Below are 21,104 nucleotides of genomic sequence, written 5' to 3'. Positions count from 1 at the left end.
CGCCGAATTTTTTCGACAGAACTGTCGCGATCGCTGCTGTCAGTGTGGTTTTGCCGTGATCAACGTGACCAATTGTGCCTACGTTTACGTGCGGCTTGGTGCGCTCGAACTTACCTTTTGCCATTTTGGACTCCTAACGATTTTGATGAGAATGCTCAGGCACGCGCCCGACAAATCAGACTTGAAAACACCAGACTAAACTTTGGTGCCCTTGACGTGGATTGAACACGTGGCCTCTCCCTTACCAAGGGAGTGCTCTACCACTGAGCTACAAGGGCAGCTTGTTTGCGCAAAAAAACCGCGCAAGTAAAACTGGAGCGGGTGAAGGGAATCGAACCCTCGTCATAAGCTTGGAAGGCTTCAGCTCTACCATTGAGCTACACCCGCAAAGGCCACCACTTCAGCCGCTAATTTCTAAATTCAATTCTTTACCTGTGGTGGAGAGGGCTGGATTCGAACCAGCGTACTCGCAAGAGAACAGATTTACAGTCTGTCGCCTTTAACCACTCGGCCACCTCTCCGCAGGGAACCCCGAATTATGGAGATGTCCGACCAAACTGTCAACACCTATTTGAGAATTTGCACCTCAACCCCACTCCAAACGGGTCAAAAATTGCTCTTAAGCATATGATTTTATTCATTTTTACCACAAGATACCGAATTACCATCTTTTGCAAAAAAATCGCAGCTGCTATTTTTGGTCTGTTTTTTTGGATTATCGGCCCGGATGATCAACAGGAAGTTTTTCCCGCCGCGCCGATGTCGCTGTATCATGCAGGCAAATCATTTGCATATTTACTATGGCGCGTACACAGGCTTCCGACCACCAATTGCAACGCGATGAAATCCTGGAGCGGGCGGCGCAGGCCTTCGCCAGCCACAGCTATCCCGGCACCTCGATGAGTTTGCTGGCCCAGGCTTGCGGTACCTCCAAAGCCAGGCTATATCACTACTACGTCAGCAAGGAAGCGATACTTTTTGATCTGCTGGATCGTTACACCAAAGTACTGATCCATCTGGCAGAAACCCATATAGAGCTGACCGAACTGATTGCCGCCTTTCTGGCGGAATATGAACATTCGCAGACCAGGCATATTGCCCTGCTAAACGATGTGAAATTTCTGGAGGAGCCGCAAAGACTGCTGATACTGGATGCCCAGAGAAACATCGTGAACCTGTTCGCACTAGCCATACAGCGCCGTTTTCCGCAACGGACAGATGCGCAAAACCGCAGCGCCATCACCATGCTGCTGTTCGGCATGATCAACTGGACCTTTACTTGGCTGAAACCGCAGCAGGAAGGCGACCAGATGTCCTATGCAGACTTTGCCGTCCTGGTCACCCGGATTTTCATACACGGCATGGAAGGCTTGCCAGAATTACCGGCGGCTGATTGATCATCCTGCTGTTTTCCCGGGCATATCAGGTCAACACGCCCTAATTTCTTGCATGAGCAAGATGATAATTTTCTATACCGTCAAACGCCCCCAGTTCCGTCGCCAGTCCGCTCAAACGGGTGGCCAGCTTGCGGCTGATGGCGACGGCGACGAAACGCCATTCTATGCGTCCTTCCTTGCAACTGATGGTCAGTGTACCGACGGCAATTTCATAGCCACGCGCCAGTGCCAGTCTGCGCAAGGCATCTTCATTAGGGTTAAAGCCGGGCCGGAATTGCATGGTGATCGATACCGCAGGCCTGGAAGGTAACCAGGATTCCAGCTTGTAGACCCAGATCATGCAGGCCGCCGACAGCATTGCCAGCAAAATGGCTGCCGCATAAAAACCGACCCCGACCAGCACACCGATGGCAGATGAAGCCCATAAAGACGCTGCCGTCGTCAGGCCGCTGATGGTGAAGCCTTCGCGCATGATGACGCCAGCCCCCAGAAAGCCGATGCCAGTCACCACGCCCTGTATGGTGCGCGAAGGATCAAGATTCACTGGCGACAGTGCGCGTCCGCCAAACCAGAAATCAGGGTAACCCGCAATCACCACCAGCGCTGCGGATGCCATGCAGACCAGGCCATAGGTGCGCATCCCGGCCGCACGCCCATGGTAGGAGCGCTCATACCCCACCAGGAAACCGAGCAACATGGCACCTGTCAGATTCATGAAAATGATCAGGTTGGCATGCAGCTCGGACTGAGACCAGAAATGCATGGCATAGCTATAAAATGATTCCATAAAATATTATCTATATAATTTATCAAGTCGTGGCTTCCAGTGTAGCAAGCCGCCCAGAGATCAGCCAGACAAACAACGACTGTACACCCAAAATCCCAACGGGGTTCACCACGGCAACACGGCAAGGTTTGAGCCAGATTGCGAAATAAGCGCCAAGCTGCGTTATAACGTTATAATGCGCCCTCACATTCATTGGGGAGTAGCCTGCTTCAGCTACGGCTGAAGAAAGCGCATCAACATACTTGGCCGGCTGGCCATGGTGCGTTTAGGCCCGACAGTAAGTCGCTGTCAGGTTGGGGCAAGACCTTTGATAGTTGTATTCTGCTGACCAGGGATGGGGCGGGATATGGCTGTCATTGGTTAAACTGCCCCATCCCGCACATCATCATGGAAGCTTTCCTCGTCTCTACTCTGGCCGTCACCATAGGTGAAATTGGCGACAAGACCCAATTGCTGGCTTTATTGCTGGCAGCCCGTTATAAAAAACCCTTGCCTATCGTGCTGGGCATACTGGTTGCCACGCTGCTCAATCACACCCTGGCCGGTTTGCTGGGGCAATGGGTCGCCAGCCAGTTTGACCCCACCCTGTTGCGCTGGCTATTGGGCCTGTCATTTCTGGCGATTGCCGCCTGGACCCTGAAGCCGGACAAGATGGAAGATGAAGGTGTCGGCGAGCAGCCCTATGGCATCTTCATGCTGACCTGCATCACTTTTTTTGTGGCAGAAATCGGTGACAAGACGCAACTGGCCACCGTCGCCCTTGCGGCCAAATACAGCAACCTGCCACTGGTCATTGCCGGCACCACGCTGGGCATGCTGATCGCCGATGTGCCCGCCGTATTTCTGGGCAAAATTGCGGCACCCAATTTTCCTTTTAAACTGGTGCGCTGGCTGGCAGCAATCGTGTTTGCCGTACTGGGCGTGCTGGTACTGGCAGGCATAGGTCAGGGCTTTTATTGAAAAACACCATCGGGGCGGGCAGCTACACACAAGGCTGCCGGCACACGGTGGATTTACCAGGAACGACACCTATCAACGATGATAACGATTTACCATAATCCGCACTGTTCCAAATCCCGCGAAACGCTGGCTTTGCTGACCGCCATTGCCGAAGAACAGGCACTTGCCTTAAATGTCATTGATTATCAAAAAAATCCCCTAAATTTTGATGAACTGCAACAAATATTCATCGCACTGGGCGACAATCACGGACAGGCCATGTTGCGCAATAATGAAGATGAGTATGCAATCCTGAAGCTGGAGCATGCCGATACGACAACGGCCTTGCAGGCCATCGCTGCTCATCCGCATTTGCTGCAAAGACCTATCGTGACTTACCAAAATAAAGCGGCTATCGGACGTCCGCCGGAACACGTCCTGTCCCTGTTCAAGAAAGCCTGAGCCGCCATGTCAGAATTTAAACTTGCCGCTGGCAGCCACGTCAAATACGGCTGCATCTCGACTGAACTGTATCCCATCCTGCGCCAGGGTCTGGCGGCGGATATCCCCAGGCAGGGTTTCGATCAGACCACAGAACCGGCACAGGAACTTGTACCTGCGCGTGGTATCATGGTCGGCGAACTGATGGCGTATTTTGCCGCCTGCGCCGCATTTTGCAAGGCCACCAGCGCCTTGCATCAAGACAACGAACAAGTCATGGGGAGCTTTGTCAATGCCCTGCAAAGCCAGCATGGCGAAAAACCGCAAATGGCAGAACTGGAAAACATTGCCTTGACCGCAGGCTTGCCGGTCATACTCGAAATCGAGCTGGCAGAAGACTGCATCATCGAGGCAGACCATCAATTCACAGACGCCAGCGAAGCCGAAAAAAGCTGGAAACTCTGGCGTAGTGGTGCGTTGCTGCGTGAAGGCGGGATACCGGCCAGCTGGATCAAGAAATTCTATTTTCCGCGCCTGCTCGACTATCGCGACGCCACCAGTTCAAAGAACCCGCGTACGCTGGAACAGACTACCGACTGTGCATTGATGGTGGGTGGCCTGATGCAGGTATGGCATAAAGACACGCCAGCTGATTTGCTGCATGCTTTTCGCAAGCAGTATGGCCGCATCAATTTCTCGCAACACAGTAATTTTGATGACACTGCGCTGGAACGTTTTTTCAATCTGAATTCCATGCTCGATCCTGCCACTCGCCTGTTGAATCAAATGACGATCTGGCAAGATATCGATGCGCTGGCAAAAAAACAGCAAATTCCTTTGATGTAGGTTTGCAGCGTCGCCGCTGGCTAGTCAGGCTAGCCAGCGGCCATTCTTATACGCTTAATTGGCAGGACTGCGCTTCACAAAAAACAGCGCAGTACCTATTGCCATCAGGATGCCGCCAAAGAAACGGTTCTGACTTTTCAACCATTTAGGATCACGGAAATAGCGCTGCATGCTGGAAGCGGCGTAAGCATAACCGTGCATCACCACCAGGTCTATCGCACACATCGTCACACCCAGTATCAACAGTTGTGGCAACAAGGGCGCGCCATGGGAAATAAACTGCGGCAATACCGCTACCATGAAGATAATCCCCTTGGGATTGGTGGCATTCGTCAGAAAACCGATGAGGAAACGCTTGGACATGGCCGGTGCCTGGGTGCTGGTGACCTGCTCGGTTTCTGCCTCATTCACCACCTCCACCCGTGCGCGCCATTGATTGATGCCGAGATAAATCAGGTACAGCGCACCCACCGTCTTGACAACGCTGAATGCAAATTCAGACGCCATCAACAGGGAACCGACGCCAGCCCCGGCGATGGCCAGTATCAACAATAAACCGGCCTGCAAACCCATGATGGTTCCGGATGCTTTTTTCACCCCATAATTCAGGCCGTGGGACATCGACAACACCGCGCCCGAGCCAGGTGAAACCGCGATGACGCAAGCGGCAAAAAAGAAGGTGAGCCAGGTAGTGAACTGCATGAAGTGCCCCGTGAAAAGTAAACGTCAGCCATTGTAACCCGCAGGCCGACGGCGCGCTTTTCGTCATCATGAATGGCAGGACGGCTATCGACTAACCGCGCATCATGGCAGCCAGCAATTGGCTCTTGAGAGTCTTGATCAGCGCAGTCTCGTCCGGTGGTACGCCCTCCTCTGCATTCACTGCACGGTCTGCATAGAACAGACCCAGGGGTTTTTTCTGTATCACCAGCGGCAGGATGATGAAGCTACGCGCATCGGGCAGCAAAGCGCGATGCCATTCAGGCAGTAAATTCTGTATCTTGGGTACCGAGGCATCGGAAATCATCAGGTCGACATTATTCACCATGGCCAGATGAAACAGGTTCTGGTCAGGCTTGCCGGGAAAAGCAAAACCTTTTTGTCTATCCACATAGTTTTCACCTATTGCCAGGCGAGCGACATAGCGCACGGATTGCAGATCGCGCAGGCACACCGTGGCAAAGCGGAAGCCCATGCTGCTGTACAGGGTTTCCAGCACCAGCAGTATCAGGTCATTCAGTTTGAAGGATTCGGACGCCAGCATCTGGGTCACATCCTGCACGCCTGCCAGCAGCAAATCACGCGCATGGATGGGCTTGCCGCTGGGGTGACGCTGGTCGTTCTGAATCTCGCCGCTATCGTAATCCTGCATCAGCAATTCATTCGGCACGCCGTTCAAATCCGAACCGTCGCTGTCACCGGTATGGATGTCAGACATGGCAATATCCATGCTCTTGGCCAGTTGGCGTGTCTCCAGCTCCACCCTGACCAGCATCTCATCCAGCATGGCCTGATCCAGTTCCAGCGCTTTGCCATAACGCTGCAACAGGGGGCGTGCTTTTTCCGTCATGTTGCCACCCCCGGCAGTCATGATCACGGATGCCAGGGCATCACTGAAGCTGGCGACCTGGCGCAGCCATTCGGCACGGTTATTGACTTTTTTCAGTTCGCCGGCTGGCAAGGGTGCCAGCGATTGGATAATGGTGTCGGGTATCTTCCATTCCTGCAGGGCCAGTTCACCAAAGCGCTCGTAGCTGCAGCCCAGCAAGACGTCGCTGGCCTCCTTGGAGCTGGTCTTGCCGGTTTGCAGCATCGCCTGTATGCGGCTATATAAAGGATGATCGAAAGAGGCCACCAGGATTTTCCCGACATTTTTGAACAGGGCAGCAACCGCTGCTTCTTCCCCATCCTGGAAACGGCCACGCTGGGCCATTTCACGCCCGACTATGCTGGCGCACAGGGCCTGTATCAACTCACGCCTGACACTGTTGGCGTGGCTTTTATCCTTGAAACAATCGACCAGCAACATCGCCATGGCACTGGTTTTGATACTGTTAAAACCGAGCAGGAATATGGCCCGGGAAATGGTAGTGACCGGTGCGCCGGAACTGGTGCGGTAATGGATGGTATTCGACAGACGCAGGATTTTCTGCGTCAGTGCCACATCGGCAAGCACGAAATGCGCGAGTTTGGCGACTGGGTCTTCGCTGGAAGAAGTAATTTCCACCACTTTGGTAATTGACACTCCCAAAGTAGGTAAATTGCTCTCTTCATTGATTTTTACCAGTAAACGGTCACGCGCAGATTCCGGCGCATGCTCGTCGAGGTGAACAGAAGGTTGAATTGCCATGATCTCCGCAGTTGCTCTTCGCAGTTGCTATTTGCAGTCGCTATTATTTCAGAACCCGTTCCCTGTTTGAGGAATGAATTCCAAATACGTTTTTATTTGGCCGTGCGTACCGTAGTGATGCCGTACTTCTTCTGTAATTCATCATACAAGCCGCGGATTGCTTTCAGACGCGGATTCATGGGGTCGAGCCGACGTGCCGACTCAATCAGATTGCGCGCCTGCTCACCGGTAGCCTGATCCCAGCCCATGTTTTCCAGACATTTCAGGGCAGCCAGTGCCGCATTCAATACTACCTGCGGATTGTCCGGTGATTTGCGGGCAGCAGCACTCATCAGTTCGACCGAACCACGGAAATCGCCCTGCTTGGCTTTTTGCACACCCAGGGCCACCAGGTCCATCACTTCTCTCTGGCTGCGTTGCGCCAGTTCCTTGCCGATATGGCCCTTGCCAGCGCTTTCAAACACCCCCATCGCACGCGACATTACACCCTGGTCACTGGCGTTTTTCATCACATCCAGGATGATTTCGGACGCGTTGTCTTCCAGATCATTTTCGAGACAACTTTTTGCCAGGCCCAGCTTGGCATCGGTGGAAAGACCGATGTCTTCCCGCGAAGCGACCACCGCTGCCCCCAGTTCTTCTGCCAGCCGCACATCGCCGGTACTGGCATGCACCATGGCAGCAGAAATTGCCCTGACGGCGGCAGTTTTTTTCAGGCCCGACATGTTTTTTTCCAGATCGCGTATGACAGACTTGGCCTGCTCGGTATCGCCTTTCTTGACCAGGGCATTGACCAGGTTCATATGATCTTCAGGATCACGGAACTCGGAAAACTTGGCCTTGCTAACCACTTTTTTCAAGACATTTTCAGCGGTTTCTATATCACCGGTTTCCAGCGCGATTTTGCCCAGCTTGCGCAAACGCCGCACCGCGTGGGGCGAAACGCCGACAGCAATATCCAGAACTTCCTTGGCCTCAGGCAACTCGCCAGCCACTTCATGGGTCTTGGCCAGCCAGTCATAGGCATCCATGTACTTGTCGTTTTCAGCCACCAGGTTTTTCAGTATTTCTTCGGCTTCCTGGTATTTTCCCTGCATGAACAAGGTCTTTGCCAGGCCCAGACGGGCCCAGGCGACAGCTTTTAGCTCAAATAAATATTTATATAATTCTTCGGCTTCTGCCGCTTCACCGTGAATGACATGCAATTCCGCCCGCAGGCGCATGAAGTCAATCGCATATTTGGGATGGTCGCGCTCGCCGTGGTGGCAGGCCATGATAGCTTCGGCGACAGCGCCCTGTTCCATCAGGTTATGCACTTCGACAAAGGCCTTGCGTTTTTCCAGTGCACGGATGACGCGCTCCAGCAGCATGTCGGCAGTAAAGGGTTTGAGCAAATAATCAGAAGGTGCCAGTTCAGCCGCGCTGACGACCTTGGCATACGAACGTTCTGCCGTCACCATGATAAAAATCGTGGATAAAGGAGCCAGCTTGTGGTGGCGCATGTCTTCCAGCAGTTGCTGGCCATCCTGGCCAACGCCAAGATCGTACTCGCACAGAATCAGATCAAAGACCTTGGCTTGAATCGCGCGCACTGCCGTACCGGCGGACAACCCATGTTCTATCTTGGTAATGCCGCACAGATTCAGCATATTGTGCAAACTGACCCGCATGCCAGCATGCGGTTCAATGAGCAATGCCCGAATGTCGCTGAGTTCGCTCATTTCAACCTTTAGCGTAATTATTGTTTAATTATTAGAACTCATTTCATCAATAGGGGTGAGATGCGTTTGCCTCATAACGTGGGCTGGCAAGGCGGACGAGGCAGTCAATAGTGGTACTATTGATAACGAGTCCAACGCAGTCCAGCGCGCGTTATGAGGCAAACCCTTCGGGAGCGGGCGATTCGGGCGCATTGCTGTGTTGCGCCGCTTGCCAAGGCACCAGCCTTGGCTACGCGACGCGCCTTGCACTGCATCCCGAATCGCCTTGCTCGCACTCATCCCTATTGATGAAATGAGTTCTTTTATATCGCTGTCAGGCATGCCGCCCCATCTCCCCCGGGTCAGCACAGCCTCCAAATAGAAAGAAGTCTATTTCATTATATTAAAGTGACGGCGCATTCATATGGAAACTTTACCCCCAAGCAGCGACATTATTGCAAGGGTTTAACATATTTAATAGATTTGGGCGCGTCACGCGCGCTTTTGCAACAGCTTCTTATTTGAAGATCTTCGCCAGCAGCAAGACCAGTAGAGAAATCAGGATGGTCGAGGCGAAAGGAAATGAAAAAGTCCGGCCAAACAGGCGGAAACGCAGATCGCCCGGCAGGCGGCCTATGCCAAATTTTTCCAGCCATGGCAATAAGCTGGAAAAGACAACGACGACAATGAAGATGGTCACAACCCAGCGCAGCAAATGAAACTCCAGATCAAATTGTTTTGCACACTTATCGATAAATTTCCATGCGGAAACCTACCGGAAATATTTTTGACGACAGCCCATCATAAGCGATGGCTGCGGTCCAGGCGCAGTAAATTTTCCGGCAGTTCCAGCTGCTGGCCTACGATCAAAACTTTGAACAACTCACCCATTTCTGCTGGCGACACCAGTTTTTGTAATGCGTTTGCCAGTGGCAGATACTGCATGGCCTGTTCTGCCGGGGTCCGTGCCAGCAAATCTGCAATACCCGTACTCATCAAAAATCCGGCCTGGCTACGGTAGTTCAGCAATTCCAGTCCACCTTCCAGCGCGGCCCTGGCCATGGCAGTGAAGTCGACGTGGGCAGTAATATCCTGCAGGCCGGGCAGGTAAAACGGATCGGGATGCGCATGATGCCGGTAATGGCACATCAGGCTGCCTTGCAGCCGTTGCGGATGATAATACTCTGCAGCCGGAAAACCGTAATCGATGAAGATGGCAGCCGTAGCGCCCTGGTTTTTAGCCAGCATCTGGGCCATACTGCGCATGAAACCACTGGCCACCGCATGCACTTCAGTCAGGTAACCGACCGGCAGTGCAGCGGCATCCGGGATTTGCGTAATCTTGTCCGGATGGCAAACCTGTCCTGCCTGTTCACGATAAATCAGCCTGGGGACGCTATCTTCATCGACCACTGCGACGCCAACCTCACGCCAGCCATCCGCAGTCTTGATGACCAGGTCCACCGGCATGGCATCCAGCACCTCGTTTCCCAGTACCAAACCAGAAAAAGAGTCTGGCATTTCTTGCAACCAGACCACCTGCGGGAAATCTTTCAGCAACTCTTCCTGACGTGCACGCAGCTCACCAGACAATTCCACGATAAAATAGCGGTCTATCGCTATTCCAGATAATTGACATTCCGACAAAAAATCGAGCGCGAGCTTACCGGTACCAGCGCCGAATTCCATGATTTCGGGCCTGGTTTGGGTAAAAATGTGGCTCGCCAGTGTAGCCAGCGCAGCACCGAACAAGGATGACATTTCCGGTGCAGTTGTAAAATCACCGTCTTTGCCCAGTTTGGTGGCACCACCGCTGTAATAACCCAGGTCCGGCGCATACAGTGCCAGTTCCATGTAACGCGAAAATGCTATCCAGCCCTGATGTTGGCGGATGTCGTCGATAATCAGTTGTTGCAGCGCAGATGAAGCAGCCAGGGCATCATCGCCCGGCACAGGTAGAGATAATTTATGCATAGCCGCATTGTATTAAAAACGCACTAACTTCTGTTAAGAATTTCCATGAGTGACCTATGACAAGCAATAGCCAGGCAAGCCGCACAGCACTGATTACCGGTGCCGCCAAACGCATAGGGCGGCATATCGCCCTGCATATGGCGCAGCAGGGCTGGGATATTGTTGTCCATTATGGCAATTCGGCGGAAGATGCGCAGACACTGGTGACAGAAATTCAGGCACTGGGCCGCCGTGCCCACGCCTTGCAGGCCGACCTTGCCAATGAAGCAGCAACACGGGCCCTGCTACCGGCCGCAATTGCCGTCATGGGCAACATTGACTGCATCGTCAATAATGCCTCGCTGTTTGCAGAAGACGACGTGCACAGCTTCAGTCAGTTGAGTCTGGATAAGCATATGCACGCGAATCTGGCAGCGCCGCTGATTCTGGCGCAGGCATTGCATGCAGCCACCGCAAGCGACCGGCAAGCCTGTGTCATCAACCTGCTGGACCAAAAACTGGTTAACCTCAATCCCGACTTTTTGTCTTACACCCTGTCCAAGGCCGCCCTGCAATGCGCGACCACGACGCTGGCACAAGCGCTGGCGCCGACCGTACGGGTGGTCGGTGTGGCGCCCGGCATCACCATGGTTTCCGGCCACCAGAGTACGACGGACTTCCAGCATGCGCATCAGGTGACGCCGCTGGGCCGATCGAGTACGCCGGAAGATATTGCCCGTACCATCTGTTTTCTGGCTGACAGCCCTGCTATCACCGGCACCACGGTACTGGTGGATGGCGGCCAGCACCTGATTCCCTTGCAGCGCGACGTCATGTTTCTGGCGACTGCCAACAACCCTATTCCATCTTAATCATCAGGACCATTATGTTATCCATCCTGCACCATCCCCAGCTCGCCGATTGCCGCCGCCTGTTTTTGCGCGATTATGAAATCTCCATCAACATCGGCGTGCACGAGTTCGAGAAAAAAGGGGAACAACGTGTGCTCTTCAATGTGGATCTGTATATCCCGCTGGCTTTGTCCACACCTAAAAATGACCAGTTGGAAGAAGTCGTCGATTATGATTTCATGCGCTGCACGATCGCAGACCGCATTGCCAAGGGCCATGTACATTTGCAGGAAACCCTGTGTGATGATGTTGCCAAGATCATGCTGGCGCATCCGCGCGTACGCGCGGTACGCATCTCCACCATGAAGCCGGATGTCTACCCTGATTGCGAAGGCGTAGGCGTGGAAGTATTCCAGATCAAAACCGATATTTAAGTCCGAATTTAAGCCCGAATTTAAGCCCTAATTAAAACCTATCATGCAAGCTCTGACCGAAACATTGATGGAAGCCCCGGTGGAAGTAAAAACCACGGCCAAATCACAAGAAAAAATCACTTACGAAAACAATAAGCTGCACAAGCGCTTATGCCGTCTGGTTGGCCAGGCGATCGGTGATTTCAATATGATAGAAGAAGGCGACAAGGTCATGGTCTGCCTGTCCGGTGGCAAGGACAGCTATGCCCTGCTGGATATCCTGATGACCCTGCGCGAACGTGCACCGATCAACTTCGACATCGTCGCCGTCAACCTGGATCAGAAGCAACCCAACTTCCCCGATCATATTCTGCCAGCCTATCTGGAAAAACTGGGGATTCCCTACCATATCGAAAATCAGGATACCTACAGCATCGTCAAGCGCCTGATACCGGAAGGCAAAACCACCTGCTCGCTGTGCTCACGCCTGCGCCGCGGTATTTTGTACCGCGTGGCGGATGAACTGGGTGCGACCAAAATCGCCCTTGGCCATCATCGCGACGATATCCTGGAAACCTTTTTCCTGAACATGTTCTTCGGCGGCAAACTCAAGGGCATGCCGGCCAAGCTGCAATCCGATGACGGCAAGCACATCGTCATCCGTCCGCTGGCCTATGTGAAAGAATCTGACACAGAACGCTATGCCGAAGTGAAAAACTTCCCCATCATCCCGTGCGACTTGTGCGGCTCGCAAGAAAATCTGCAACGCAAGCAGATCAAGGGCTTGATGCGCGAATGGGACAAGAAATTTCCTGGCCGCGTGGACAATATTTTTGCATCACTGTCTACCGTTGCGCCATCACACCTGATGGACAAGAATTTGTTCAATTTCACTGATTTGAAAATCGATGGCGAGGCAAATCCGAATGGCGACATCGCTTTTGATGACGAACCTTGTGCTACACCTGCTACAGGTGTGATTGCACTGCATCTGGGGCAGGATTGAGAAACTAAGGTCTACTGCAAAAAAAAGCAGAATAAGATTTCTTGAGAGCGCCGCGCTGGTGGGGAAATATTTGGTACTTCCCCCACTAACTCTGCGATGACATGATTCAGCATGTTGCGACAGACCTTTAGGCTAATTCTCTTGAAAAACAATTGATCGATCAAGTTTGCAAAAGCAGGTTTCAAAAGTTAAAGCATTACTGGAAAAACGCGTGCGTTTGGTCGTTTAAACGCTACTTCTATTCCAGAGGACCCTGCTTCAGTTCGTCTGGCAAATTCTGATAAATAGCTTGGATAAAGCTCACGGGTCATGTCAGGCTGCTTTCAGCCGTTTATCATTGGCGATCAAGAGGCACGATTAATAGTTTGAAAGCACCTCGACTAACCGATAAATGGAATCCTTACCGTCTCTACGTCATTTGGCATAATTCCCCCCGGCCTGCATTGACAATCCTATGAAGATTGCTCTCCCTTGTTTGACTACATACCACCGGGACAAGAAATAAACACAACTTTTCTGCTCAGCACTAAATTAAGTTATTTTTACAACAATTTGACAATTGTTTAATAATCTATTCGCATTTACGATTTTTGTGTAAAAAACATAAGTTATTATCAAACCTATTCTGGTTTAATGTTTCTCAAATTGACTCACTACCACGTTATTTATACGCTTTGGTTCAAGGTGTAACAAAGAGCGTCTAGTCGGTGCCCCAGTTAAGAAAGGGAAAAGCCATGGCAACTAAAAAAACTATCCACATTCCCTTGGGCGCTGCGCCTGGCCGAACAAAAGGAGACCAAGCAATGAGCATTACTCAAGATATGCGTCCACTGCACAGAGCCTTTTAAGAAAGGTGAAGTATTGGTGCGCTACGTTACATGGGGAGAAAAGCAGCCAGCCGAGAAGCTGGGGCACCTCGATTGCTTGTCCTTTCCAAAACGGAAAATCGCAAGCATCCCCCGACACTTTAACTTGGTTCAGCATTCCGTTATGAGATTGCTAAGTTATAGATAGTGGTGAGACTAAAGCATGAAATATTCTTCTAACGGGGGGGAGAAATGGATCAACTGATAGCTGGACTAATTAAGTTTCTCGAGCATCCATTAGTGATCATAGCGATTGGATATGCCGCGCACACGCTACTAGGGTTTGCGTTGGATCTTCGCGGCGTTTCCGTCGACAGAGCTGTGTTTCCGATAGGAAGCCCCAAATTTCTCAGGCGCCTTCTGAGACACGCAAGTTTTCACAGTATGGAAAATATCGACGAACAGAAGATTGTAGTTAGAACTTCGCTCGTACCCAGAACCGAAGGACATGGGGAGAAAACTCTTCGCTACTATACGCACACTGCCGAGCTATTGGCACTTCAAGAAATTACCGCTCATCTTTCAAAGCACAATGTCCACCTAGATACAACACATTTCTACTCCGACGATGTAGTAAGCGAGTATGTGGTCCTTTTAGGTTCGACCACAAACACCTCACTTAGCGGAGTTATGTTAGGTAAGACAATAGAATCAACAGAAATGACGATTAGAGAACTCGGTGACGACGTCAAGTGGAATTTTTTTAAGGCCTCGGCAGGCAAACACTCGGAGATCACAATCAAAGGAAATCCGCATACTTGCAAGCATGACGATAGTCAGGTCAAAATCGATTTCGGACTTATCGTTCGTAGAACCCGTCCAAACGGAGGGGTGATACTACTTGTGGCGGGAATACATGCTTATGGGACTTATGCTGCTGCCAATGTCGCCCTTCGTCCAGACTTCCAAAAGTTCGTAAGGTCTCAGAAGGTTACATCGTTCGCACAGTTAGTTAAAGTCGAAGTTCGTAATGGCAAAGAGATTTCAAATGCCGCGATTAATTGGGAGAAAAAGGATTTCGTTGTTATCGATCCTCTTAAAAGCTAATGTATATCGTAATCCCTGCCCTCTTGAAGGATCTAGAGTCTGAACAGCGACTTTGGAGAAGTCTAGCCCGATTTCCGTCCGGCGCTGATGCTACCCTAGTCTTGGTAACTCAAGGCAACCGGATAGACATCCCTAGCTTTCCAGGACTCGGAAATATTATCCACAAACATTTCGATCATCCCATTGGGAAATGGTCGGCGGTCCGCCATGGCTTGTCGTTAATCTCTGACTCAGGGAAAGATTCAGTCATGCTTCTCGATGCCGACGATCCTGTGAGTGACTCCAGCTTGCTTAATGCAATTGCGACTATCAAGTCATCGCAGTCCGACTATGTAATCGGCGATAGGCGCGCGATTCTTTTGCATTCTGAAGATCAAGTAAGCTCCTATTCCCGCATTTATGTGGAGATCTTCAGTAATACACTATTACAGGTAACACTCCAAAAACAATGGCCAATATTTAAACATGGCCCAGATATCCAAAGCGGTTTTTATATCATCTCCGGTCGCGCGCGGAGGTCTTTGTGCCTGGACTACGTAAAGGATTACGGTGGGGAACTAGCGCTCTATTATGAACTTACGATGGCCGGATTTTCTCCATCCACGATGTGCATTGAATCAAATAAGGCAACATCCTCGTCGTACCTCATCCACACCATCGTAAGAAGCATTGCGTCACTGCCATTTTTTCAGTCGGTTTCACAAGAACAACTGGCCATCTCCCTTCGTCTCGCGCCGGAGTTATACGCTAGATACCTACCTCCGGGAGAACAACAGCAGTTTTTCTCGGAACTTATTCCAGTCCTGCGCGACGTTTTTCCTTGGTTATGAAAGCTTTGGGCGCGCTTATTGCCCAATTTCGCACGAATCCTTGCGGTCACCCTAATTCTGCAATCGATTCTGGCAAATTCACATCCATCAGTGTTACTGATGTACATGCTGCCATCGAGAAACGCTCACTACTAAAATTCCTCCAGGCCTCATGCCAAGGCAGTATTGATCTTAGTATTCACTTGTCTGGTGCCTTTGGCGATTTCGAAACTTTTTATGAGGAAGCTATTGGGGGAATTTTCGACGGATACGCAGGTGATGAACGTCGCAAATAGGGGCGTTCAAAATCAAGGGCTGTGTCTGGTCGTTGCTTGGACAAATGAAATTATTCAGCGATCTTCGATGGATATGGAATTGCCGTAATAGCTGGGAACAAAGGTGTCGAAGGAACTAAATTATGAATACAGTTGCGATTTATTATCGTGCTGACATGAGGCCCGTTGAATGCCTTGTAAGGCCCCATGGCGCCACTGATCCCAAGCATGCAATACGCGCTGCCCTCTACTGCTAGTTTAGATTTGAAGAGTTGTTTCCCGATTCAGTGAATGCAATTTGAAATTGGACTGATCCTAGAAACGGCCCTTGAAAGGCACGATTACTGAATGATGAAACGGCGACAGCTTAGTCAAAAAAAACCAGCAGATTACCTTGCGGAAAATCTGCTGCTGAAGGAAGCCCGTGGGAACGGGAAATCACTTATATCTTGCTCAGTCTTTACGAGCATCCAGGCTCCAGCCACCGCTGCCGTGTATCAACACATACAAGAGGCCACCGCTCATGGAGATATTCTTCATGAAATGTATCATCTGATTTTGTGCTGCATCGGCCGGTACACCCCAGAAGCCATGGAAGATAAAGGCTGCAGCCAGCGTGAACAAGATCATCGCTGCGGCCGCCCAGCGTGCGCGCCAACCAACGATGAGCATGATGCCACCACCCAGTTCCACCACGATGGCAGCAATTGCGCCCAGGGCAGGCAAAGGCAAACCCTTGCTGGCAATATAGCCGACAGTTTGTTCAAAGCCCGCGATCTTGCCCGCACCGGATGCCACGAAGATCAGGGCAATCAATACGCGGGCGATGAAGGAACCGAAGACGGGTCCTATGGTTTCTGTTTGTTTCATTTTGTTTTCCTTATATGTAGATTCTTATTTCGTTGATTCATCATAGTAAAAGGCAGTTTCGTAGCTTGGGCTGCGGGGTATCAGCTCAACACTCGGCCTCAAAATAACGTATACGTTTATTAAACGCCCAGTGTTGGGCTGGTAAACCCTAGCCTAGCGAGGCCCGGCCCAACCTACAACGACAAGTTCCTTCGTTCGTGAAAATAAGGCTTAACTCTTATATCAGGCAACATCCGCCAACTTACCCTCACGAAAATCGCTGATCGCCTTGAATATCTCCGCCTGACTATTCATCACAAACGGGCCATACTGAACGATAGGTTCACCCAAAGGCTGACCAGCAATCAGCAACAACCTGCTATCGACTTTGGCATCAATCACGACTCCATCTGTGTCCGCAGATTTCTTCAATATCGCCATGCGTTGCACTGGTACATCACGTTCGCTTATCTGCACTTCACCTTCATACACATACACAAAGGCATTAAAGCTGGCAGGCAGGCTTTGTGTAAAACTGCTGCCGGCTGGCATATGGATATCCAGATACAGCGGCTGAGTCACTTCACGCTGCACGGCACCTGCCACACCATGACTGCTACCGGCGATGACACGTACTTTGACACCGGCTGCTGTCAGCAACTCAGGGATGGTATCGCTCTGAATATCGCGGTACCAGGGCGCTATCATCTTGTCCTTGGCGGGCAGGTTCAGCCACAACTGGAAGCCTGCCATGCGGCCTTCTTCCTGTTCCGGCATTTCTGAATGAATCACTCCACGACCTGCGGTCATCCATTGCACACCACCGTTTTGCAGCAAACCTTCATTACCGGCACTGTCGCGGTGGCGCATGCGACCAGCCAGCATATAGGTAACTGTTTCAAAACCACGGTGCGGATGGCTGGGGAAACCGGCAATGTAGTCACCTGCCTCATCACTGCCGAAGGCATCCAGCATGAGGAAGGGGTCCAGCCGGTACTGCAGTGGCTGCGTCAATACCCGTGTCAGCTTGACACCGGCACCATCCGAAGTAGGCTGCCCTGCTACCAGTTGCTCTACCGTGCGTGAATTTGTTACTTGTTCCGCCTGTTGAACTGCTGTATTGCTTGCGACTACATCTGTCGTTTCCATGATCCATCGTCCTTATAGGTCACCTGTCAATTGTCAATTAATTAGGCAGGCAGTAAATCATTAATTTGTTGGTGTGCTGAAGCCAGCGATGCTTTTTCTGCATCCGGGCCCATGGCCAAACCTTCTGCATAGACAAACTCTACATCGGTCATGCCCAGGAAGCCAAAGAAGGTTTTCAGGTAAGGCATCTGTGTGTCCTTTGGTGTATTGCGATACAGGCCACCACGTGTCAATACCACATACACTTTCTTGCCAGTCAGCAAACCTTCAGGGCCATTGGCGGTATAACGGAAAGTCACCTGGGCGCGGGATACTGCATCGATCCAATTTTTCAATTGGGCTGAAATACCAAAGTTATACATGGGTGCACCCAGCACGACCACATCGGCAGCCTGAATTTCTGCGATCAATACATCATCCAGAGCAACACGTGCTTGCTGTTCTGCTGTTCTTTGCTCTGCAGGTGTGAACAGGGCTTGCAATGCTGTTTCATCAAGTATCGGGTGAGGATTGCTGCCCAGATCACGTACATTCACGGTAGCACCGGATGTGGATTCCAATAAAACCTCAACCAGGCTATTTGCCAATTGCGTGGAATGAGAGGCTTGGGCACGGGCGCTGGAATTAATTTGCAGGATGTTCATTTTGTGTTCCTTTCAGAAAAAGAGTTGATGGACGTACTTTAATCGTTCCAAAACCATTCCGGAAGACGTTAAAATGGATATCATTGTTCCAAAAATAGGAAAATAGCATGGAGTACAAAATGGAGAATAGACCATGACCCTGGAAGCCAATGACCTCTTGCTGTTTGCCCGCGTGGTCGAAGAAGGCAGTTTCAGCAAAGCCGCTGAGAAGCTGGGGGTGCCGAAATCGACACTGTCACGCCGCATTTCTGCCCTGGAAGCGCAATTGGGCGAACGCCTGATCTTGCGCACCACGCGTAAACTGGCGGTGACAGACCTGGGGCAAAATGTTTTGCTGCATGCACAACATGTGCAGGAAGAAGTGAATGCCACATTGGCGCTGACCCAACACAGGCAGGCGGAACCAAATGGCAGGCTGAAGGTATCCATGCCCGCCGATTTTGCCAATCATGAAATGAGTGAGCTGTTGTCTGATTTCATCAGCAAATACCCTTCAGTGAACCTGGAACTGGATTTGTCACCGCGCAGGGTGGATTTGATCGGTGAAAATTTCGATGTCGCCATCCGTGTCGGTGACTTGCCCGATGATGCCTCACTGGCCGCACGTGGACTGGTGCGTTTCAGCATAGGTCTGTATGCCGCACCCAGCTATTTGCAGACACATGGCACACCGGCAGAACCCGAAGCCCTGATGGAACATGATTGCCTGCGTCTGACGGCTCGCAACGGTGAGTTGACCACATGGCGCATGGAAAAGGATGGCGCAGTGTGGGAAGGTATCCCGCCTGGCCGCGCCAGCGCTAATTCACCCGAATTGCTGACACGGCTGGCGGTACGCGGCAAGGGCATCATCATGCTGTCTGACCACTTTGCCGATCACCAGGTACGTAGCGGTGCTTTGTTGGCTTTGCTGGAAGACTGGAAGCTGCCCGACGTCAATGTCTGGGCTGTATTTCCTGGCCGTCGTCTGATGCCAGCACGCACCCGTGTCTTTCTGGACGCCCTGCAGGCTGAATTTTCAGGTCCGCGCTGTCTGAAAATGCAGGCTCAGGTTGACGCTTGCAAGACGGAACACAGGACCTTAAAAGCGTTTTGACTATACCTGTTGCATAGTGCATATCGTATATTGAATATGCGCATCAAGTTTCAGTGCTGACTTTATCCCAGTCATTTTCTTCTTCATACTGGCACAGCCAATTAGCCGCCTGATGCCATTCACGCACCGCATCTGCATTCAAATTGCCAGGTGCATCGCGCCCAGTGATATGTGCATGACGGACCGCCCAGTGCAGACGGTACAATAAATCCGACCAATCCAGTACCTGGCCCTTGCGCCGTGGCTTCAGGGCCGCTTGCAAACGCTCAGGTGCTTCCATCGCATGTGGGAAAAATTTCAAGACTTGTTTCAGATTCGCTGCTTGCGTAGGCACAGCCAGCTTGTCCGTCAAGCCAGTGGCCCAGGCCAGGAAATACAGGGATTCCTGCCTTTGCGCACATTGCGCACGCAGTTCTTCGGACGGTTCATCAGAACATAAAAATGCGTACTCCTGTGCTGACAAACAAGTGGTCAAACCATGTGATTCGAGGTAATTGCGATAACGCACTACATCGCCGCCAGTTGCAGCACCAGTTACACTCCACAAAGCCAGCATGCGCTGCATCACTTCATCTGGCGTCCGTAATTCCACTTCTTCATCTGACTCAATCACATGCAATTGCACATTGATACGGATACCACGTTTATGCAATTCCAGTTCGGAAGCTTCTTTGCGTTGCTCTGGGCTCATTATTTCTTCAATCTTATTAATCAATTCACTCGCTTAGAACGTGTTTACGATCTGTAGCGAGCGGGCGTCAGCGGGGTGAAGAGCCGCGCAAAAAGCGGAATGTACACTAGTACATGAGCATTTTGAGCAGCGCATGAGCCCCGATCACGCCCGCGCAGTAAGATCGTAAACAGGTTCTGATAGCGGGCAGGCAGATTATCCCAGATTTTGCGACCTTAAGGCTGGCAAGAACGGGCAGTTCCATGGCTCAACTGGCATTAGAATATCTATCTGTTACCTGTTATTGCAAAGCGTATATGCCTGAAATCAGATCCTTTCCTGTGCTGCACAGCGCAAACTATCAGCTCCGCCAAATCGTCGCCGCTGATATGTCAGCAATTTTTCAGGGCTTATCCGACCCGCGCGTCAGTGATTATTATGGTGTCAGCTACGATACCCTGGCATCAACCCAGGCACAGCTGGATTGGTATGAAGAAGTCTGGCAAGCCGGTACCGGCATCTGGTGGGGCATTTCCAGCAAAGAAGCGCCGGATCACCTGTTAGGCACTTGCGGTCTGCATGAATGGGAACAAGAACACCATTGCGCCGAAACCGGCTTCTGGCTGTCACCAGACCATTGGGGCAAGGCTGTCATACCGGAATGCCTGAGCGTCATGATCGCCCACTGCTTCCAGCACCTGGGCCTGCATCGCCTGCAAGCCATGGTCGAACCAGAGAATATTGCCAGTTGGCGTTTATTAGAAAAATTGGGCTTCCGGCTGGAAGGCGTACTGCGTGAATGTGAATACAAACATGCCCGCTATGTCGATCTTAAATGCTATTCCATGCTGGCGACAGAGTTTCGTTCAGGGCAGGATTAAGACAAATTTGCAAGAACGGCAGGCCAGTCTTGGTATGGGAAGCAGCATCCTTCCCTGTTTGTGCATGCAGAAGGCAAGCAATCTTGAGGTTTGACCAGCTTTAAGAAGGATGAAGAAGGTTTGAGTATGTCGTCA

The 21,104-nt window shown here is 51.3% G+C and carries 23 protein-coding genes, 3 tRNA genes and 1 riboswitch; of the genes, 12 read left to right on the top strand and 14 right to left on the bottom strand.

The window, feature by feature from the left end:
• The 4 genes from ACO0K9_RS10015 to ACO0K9_RS10000 form a co-directional block, all read right to left on the bottom strand.
• Positions 1 to 124, bottom strand: a 124-nt coding sequence (locus ACO0K9_RS10015) for a GTP-binding protein (protein ID WP_017454492.1), incomplete at its 3' end; no start/stop codon positions are given.
• 79 nt (positions 125 to 203) lie between these two features.
• A tRNA-Thr gene (locus ACO0K9_RS10010) sits at positions 204 to 278 on the bottom strand.
• Positions 279 to 313: 35 nt separating this feature from the next.
• A tRNA-Gly gene (locus tag ACO0K9_RS10005) sits at positions 314 to 387 on the bottom strand.
• Between the two features lie 48 nt (positions 388 to 435).
• Positions 436 to 521: transfer RNA gene (locus ACO0K9_RS10000), tRNA-Tyr, on the bottom strand.
• A 279-nt stretch (positions 522 to 800) separates the two neighbouring features.
• On the opposite strand from ACO0K9_RS10000, the gene ACO0K9_RS09995 reads away from it, so the two are divergent.
• Complete coding sequence (locus ACO0K9_RS09995) at positions 801 to 1,397, top strand: TetR/AcrR family transcriptional regulator (protein WP_422984359.1); 597 nt, start codon at positions 801 to 803, stop codon at positions 1,395 to 1,397.
• A gap of 40 nt (positions 1,398 to 1,437) precedes the next feature.
• On the opposite strand, the gene ACO0K9_RS09990 is transcribed toward ACO0K9_RS09995, so the two are convergent.
• Entirely contained in the window at positions 1,438 to 2,184 is a 747-nt protein-coding gene (locus ACO0K9_RS09990) for an MgtC/SapB family protein (RefSeq protein ID WP_422984357.1), read from the bottom strand.
• Positions 2,185 to 2,366: 182 nt separating this feature from the next.
• A riboswitch (yybP-ykoY riboswitch) is annotated at positions 2,367 to 2,520 on the top strand.
• Between the two features lie 51 nt (positions 2,521 to 2,571).
• On the opposite strand from ACO0K9_RS09990, the gene ACO0K9_RS09985 reads away from it, so the two are divergent.
• The 3 genes from ACO0K9_RS09985 to ACO0K9_RS09975 all read left to right on the top strand — a co-directional run bounded on the left by ACO0K9_RS09985 (position 2,572) and on the right by ACO0K9_RS09975 (position 4,410).
• Positions 2,572 to 3,144: a TMEM165/GDT1 family protein gene (locus tag ACO0K9_RS09985; RefSeq protein WP_422984355.1), complete on the top strand. Its 573-nt coding sequence runs from the start codon at positions 2,572 to 2,574 to the stop codon at positions 3,142 to 3,144.
• Between the two features lie 78 nt (positions 3,145 to 3,222).
• Positions 3,223 to 3,585 carry an ArsC/Spx/MgsR family protein gene (locus ACO0K9_RS09980; RefSeq protein ID WP_422984353.1) on the top strand — a complete coding sequence of 121 codons (363 nt, stop codon included), beginning with the start codon at positions 3,223 to 3,225 and terminating at the stop codon, positions 3,583 to 3,585.
• Between the two features lie 6 nt (positions 3,586 to 3,591).
• A complete protein-coding gene (locus tag ACO0K9_RS09975; protein ID WP_422984351.1) occupies positions 3,592 to 4,410 on the top strand; it encodes a hypothetical protein in 819 nt (272 codons plus the stop codon).
• A 54-nt stretch (positions 4,411 to 4,464) separates the two neighbouring features.
• On the opposite strand, the gene ACO0K9_RS09970 is transcribed toward ACO0K9_RS09975, so the two are convergent.
• The 5 genes from ACO0K9_RS09970 to ACO0K9_RS09950 all read right to left on the bottom strand — a co-directional run bounded on the left by ACO0K9_RS09970 (position 4,465) and on the right by ACO0K9_RS09950 (position 10,434).
• Positions 4,465 to 5,112 carry a LysE family transporter gene (locus ACO0K9_RS09970; RefSeq protein ID WP_422984349.1) on the bottom strand — a complete coding sequence of 216 codons (648 nt, stop codon included), beginning with the start codon at positions 5,110 to 5,112 and terminating at the stop codon, positions 4,465 to 4,467.
• Positions 5,113 to 5,203: 91 nt separating this feature from the next.
• Positions 5,204 to 6,760 (bottom strand): HDOD domain-containing protein, encoded by a 1,557-nt coding sequence (locus ACO0K9_RS09965; RefSeq protein WP_422984347.1) that lies wholly within the window; start codon positions 6,758 to 6,760, stop codon positions 5,204 to 5,206.
• A 92-nt stretch (positions 6,761 to 6,852) separates the two neighbouring features.
• Positions 6,853 to 8,481 carry a tetratricopeptide repeat protein gene (locus tag ACO0K9_RS09960; protein WP_422984345.1) on the bottom strand — a complete coding sequence of 543 codons (1,629 nt, stop codon included), beginning with the start codon at positions 8,479 to 8,481 and terminating at the stop codon, positions 6,853 to 6,855.
• A gap of 496 nt (positions 8,482 to 8,977) precedes the next feature.
• Positions 8,978 to 9,175: a DUF2905 domain-containing protein gene (locus tag ACO0K9_RS09955; protein ID WP_186946268.1), complete on the bottom strand. Its 198-nt coding sequence runs from the start codon at positions 9,173 to 9,175 to the stop codon at positions 8,978 to 8,980.
• A gap of 86 nt (positions 9,176 to 9,261) precedes the next feature.
• Positions 9,262 to 10,434: a class I SAM-dependent methyltransferase gene (locus tag ACO0K9_RS09950; RefSeq protein ID WP_422984343.1), complete on the bottom strand. Its 1,173-nt coding sequence runs from the start codon at positions 10,432 to 10,434 to the stop codon at positions 9,262 to 9,264.
• Between the two features lie 56 nt (positions 10,435 to 10,490).
• Here ACO0K9_RS09950 and ACO0K9_RS09945 point away from each other — a divergent pair, with 56 nt between their 5' ends.
• The 6 genes from ACO0K9_RS09945 (at position 10,491) to ACO0K9_RS09920 (ending at position 15,701) form a co-directional block, all read left to right on the top strand.
• Positions 10,491 to 11,285 (top strand): SDR family oxidoreductase, encoded by a 795-nt coding sequence (locus tag ACO0K9_RS09945; protein WP_422984341.1) that lies wholly within the window; start codon positions 10,491 to 10,493, stop codon positions 11,283 to 11,285.
• 14 nt (positions 11,286 to 11,299) lie between these two features.
• Positions 11,300 to 11,698 carry a dihydroneopterin aldolase gene (locus ACO0K9_RS09940; protein WP_422977435.1) on the top strand — a complete coding sequence of 133 codons (399 nt, stop codon included), beginning with the start codon at positions 11,300 to 11,302 and terminating at the stop codon, positions 11,696 to 11,698.
• A gap of 43 nt (positions 11,699 to 11,741) precedes the next feature.
• Positions 11,742 to 12,683, top strand: coding sequence for a tRNA 2-thiocytidine(32) synthetase TtcA (gene ttcA / locus ACO0K9_RS09935; RefSeq protein ID WP_422984339.1), 942 nt, complete (start codon positions 11,742 to 11,744; stop codon positions 12,681 to 12,683).
• A gap of 1,250 nt (positions 12,684 to 13,933) precedes the next feature.
• Positions 13,934 to 14,596, top strand: a complete 663-nt coding sequence (locus ACO0K9_RS09930) for a hypothetical protein (protein ID WP_422984337.1) — start codon at positions 13,934 to 13,936, stop codon at positions 14,594 to 14,596.
• A 248-nt stretch (positions 14,597 to 14,844) separates the two neighbouring features.
• On the top strand, positions 14,845 to 15,426 hold the full coding sequence (locus ACO0K9_RS09925) for a hypothetical protein (RefSeq protein ID WP_422984335.1): 582 nt from the start codon (positions 14,845 to 14,847) through the stop codon (positions 15,424 to 15,426).
• The gene (locus ACO0K9_RS09920) at positions 15,423 to 15,701 is read left to right on the top strand and encodes a hypothetical protein (protein WP_422984333.1); all 279 of its coding nucleotides are present in this window, start codon (positions 15,423 to 15,425) and stop codon (positions 15,699 to 15,701) included. The genes ACO0K9_RS09925 and ACO0K9_RS09920 overlap by 4 nt, the downstream gene beginning before the upstream one ends.
• Positions 15,702 to 16,133: 432 nt before the next feature.
• Here ACO0K9_RS09920 and ACO0K9_RS09915 read toward each other — a convergent pair whose 3' ends face one another.
• The 3 genes from ACO0K9_RS09915 to ACO0K9_RS09905 all read right to left on the bottom strand — a co-directional run bounded on the left by ACO0K9_RS09915 (position 16,134) and on the right by ACO0K9_RS09905 (position 18,322).
• On the bottom strand, positions 16,134 to 16,550 hold the full coding sequence (locus tag ACO0K9_RS09915; RefSeq protein WP_422984331.1) for a DoxX family protein: 417 nt from the start codon (positions 16,548 to 16,550) through the stop codon (positions 16,134 to 16,136).
• A gap of 222 nt (positions 16,551 to 16,772) precedes the next feature.
• Entirely contained in the window at positions 16,773 to 17,678 is a 906-nt protein-coding gene (locus ACO0K9_RS09910) for a pirin family protein (protein ID WP_422984329.1), read from the bottom strand.
• Positions 17,679 to 17,719: 41 nt separating this feature from the next.
• A complete protein-coding gene (locus tag ACO0K9_RS09905) occupies positions 17,720 to 18,322 on the bottom strand; it encodes an FMN-dependent NADH-azoreductase (protein ID WP_422984327.1) in 603 nt (200 codons plus the stop codon).
• Positions 18,323 to 18,455: 133 nt separating this feature from the next.
• Between ACO0K9_RS09905 and ACO0K9_RS09900 the strand changes: the two genes are divergently transcribed.
• Positions 18,456 to 19,418, top strand: coding sequence for a LysR substrate-binding domain-containing protein (locus ACO0K9_RS09900; RefSeq protein WP_422984325.1), 963 nt, complete (start codon positions 18,456 to 18,458; stop codon positions 19,416 to 19,418).
• A 43-nt stretch (positions 19,419 to 19,461) separates the two neighbouring features.
• On the opposite strand, the gene ACO0K9_RS09895 is transcribed toward ACO0K9_RS09900, so the two are convergent.
• Positions 19,462 to 20,109 carry a DUF4272 domain-containing protein gene (locus tag ACO0K9_RS09895; protein WP_422984323.1) on the bottom strand — a complete coding sequence of 216 codons (648 nt, stop codon included), beginning with the start codon at positions 20,107 to 20,109 and terminating at the stop codon, positions 19,462 to 19,464.
• A 242-nt stretch (positions 20,110 to 20,351) separates the two neighbouring features.
• Between ACO0K9_RS09895 and ACO0K9_RS09890 the strand changes: the two genes are divergently transcribed.
• The gene (locus tag ACO0K9_RS09890) at positions 20,352 to 20,969 is read left to right on the top strand and encodes a GNAT family N-acetyltransferase (RefSeq protein ID WP_422984321.1); all 618 of its coding nucleotides are present in this window, start codon (positions 20,352 to 20,354) and stop codon (positions 20,967 to 20,969) included.
• Positions 20,970 to 21,104 lie beyond the last annotated feature (135 nt).

The organism is Undibacterium sp. Ji50W (assembly GCF_049340445.1).
GTDB lineage: Bacteria > Pseudomonadota > Gammaproteobacteria > Burkholderiales > Burkholderiaceae_D > Undibacterium.
Note: the sequence above shows the minus strand (reverse complement) of the source record. Positions and strands in the feature narration are given on the sequence as shown.

Bases quoted from the DNA above. Each gene is read 5' to 3' on its own strand.
- ACO0K9_RS09890 (WP_422984321.1), top strand. From the start codon at position 20,352: ATGGCTCAACTGGCATTAGAATATCTATCTGTTACCTGTTATTGCAAA.
- ACO0K9_RS09980 (WP_422984353.1), top strand. From the start codon at position 3,223: ATGATAACGATTTACCATAATCCGCACTGTTCCAAATCCCGCGAAACG.
- ACO0K9_RS09970 (WP_422984349.1), bottom strand. From the start codon at position 5,112: ATGCAGTTCACTACCTGGCTCACCTTCTTTTTTGCCGCTTGCGTCATC.
- ACO0K9_RS09915 (WP_422984331.1), bottom strand. From the start codon at position 16,550: ATGAAACAAACAGAAACCATAGGACCCGTCTTCGGTTCCTTCATCGCC.
- ACO0K9_RS09960 (WP_422984345.1), bottom strand. From the start codon at position 8,481: ATGAGCGAACTCAGCGACATTCGGGCATTGCTCATTGAACCGCATGCT.
- ttcA (WP_422984339.1), top strand. From the start codon at position 11,742: ATGCAAGCTCTGACCGAAACATTGATGGAAGCCCCGGTGGAAGTAAAA.
- ACO0K9_RS09945 (WP_422984341.1), top strand. From the start codon at position 10,491: ATGACAAGCAATAGCCAGGCAAGCCGCACAGCACTGATTACCGGTGCC.
- ACO0K9_RS09965 (WP_422984347.1), bottom strand. From the start codon at position 6,760: ATGGCAATTCAACCTTCTGTTCACCTCGACGAGCATGCGCCGGAATCT.
- ACO0K9_RS09940 (WP_422977435.1), top strand. From the start codon at position 11,300: ATGTTATCCATCCTGCACCATCCCCAGCTCGCCGATTGCCGCCGCCTG.
- ACO0K9_RS09920 (WP_422984333.1), top strand. From the start codon at position 15,423: ATGAAAGCTTTGGGCGCGCTTATTGCCCAATTTCGCACGAATCCTTGC.
- ACO0K9_RS09990 (WP_422984357.1), bottom strand. From the start codon at position 2,184: ATGGAATCATTTTATAGCTATGCCATGCATTTCTGGTCTCAGTCCGAG.
- ACO0K9_RS09995 (WP_422984359.1), top strand. From the start codon at position 801: ATGGCGCGTACACAGGCTTCCGACCACCAATTGCAACGCGATGAAATC.
- ACO0K9_RS09925 (WP_422984335.1), top strand. From the start codon at position 14,845: ATGCTTCTCGATGCCGACGATCCTGTGAGTGACTCCAGCTTGCTTAAT.
- ACO0K9_RS09905 (WP_422984327.1), bottom strand. From the start codon at position 18,322: ATGAACATCCTGCAAATTAATTCCAGCGCCCGTGCCCAAGCCTCTCAT.
- ACO0K9_RS09985 (WP_422984355.1), top strand. From the start codon at position 2,572: ATGGAAGCTTTCCTCGTCTCTACTCTGGCCGTCACCATAGGTGAAATT.
- ACO0K9_RS09910 (WP_422984329.1), bottom strand. From the start codon at position 17,678: ATGGAAACGACAGATGTAGTCGCAAGCAATACAGCAGTTCAACAGGCG.
- ACO0K9_RS09895 (WP_422984323.1), bottom strand. From the start codon at position 20,109: ATGAGCCCAGAGCAACGCAAAGAAGCTTCCGAACTGGAATTGCATAAA.
- ACO0K9_RS09930 (WP_422984337.1), top strand. From the start codon at position 13,934: ATGGAAAATATCGACGAACAGAAGATTGTAGTTAGAACTTCGCTCGTA.
- ACO0K9_RS09900 (WP_422984325.1), top strand. From the start codon at position 18,456: ATGACCCTGGAAGCCAATGACCTCTTGCTGTTTGCCCGCGTGGTCGAA.
- ACO0K9_RS09975 (WP_422984351.1), top strand. From the start codon at position 3,592: ATGTCAGAATTTAAACTTGCCGCTGGCAGCCACGTCAAATACGGCTGC.
- ACO0K9_RS09950 (WP_422984343.1), bottom strand. From the start codon at position 10,434: ATGCATAAATTATCTCTACCTGTGCCGGGCGATGATGCCCTGGCTGCT.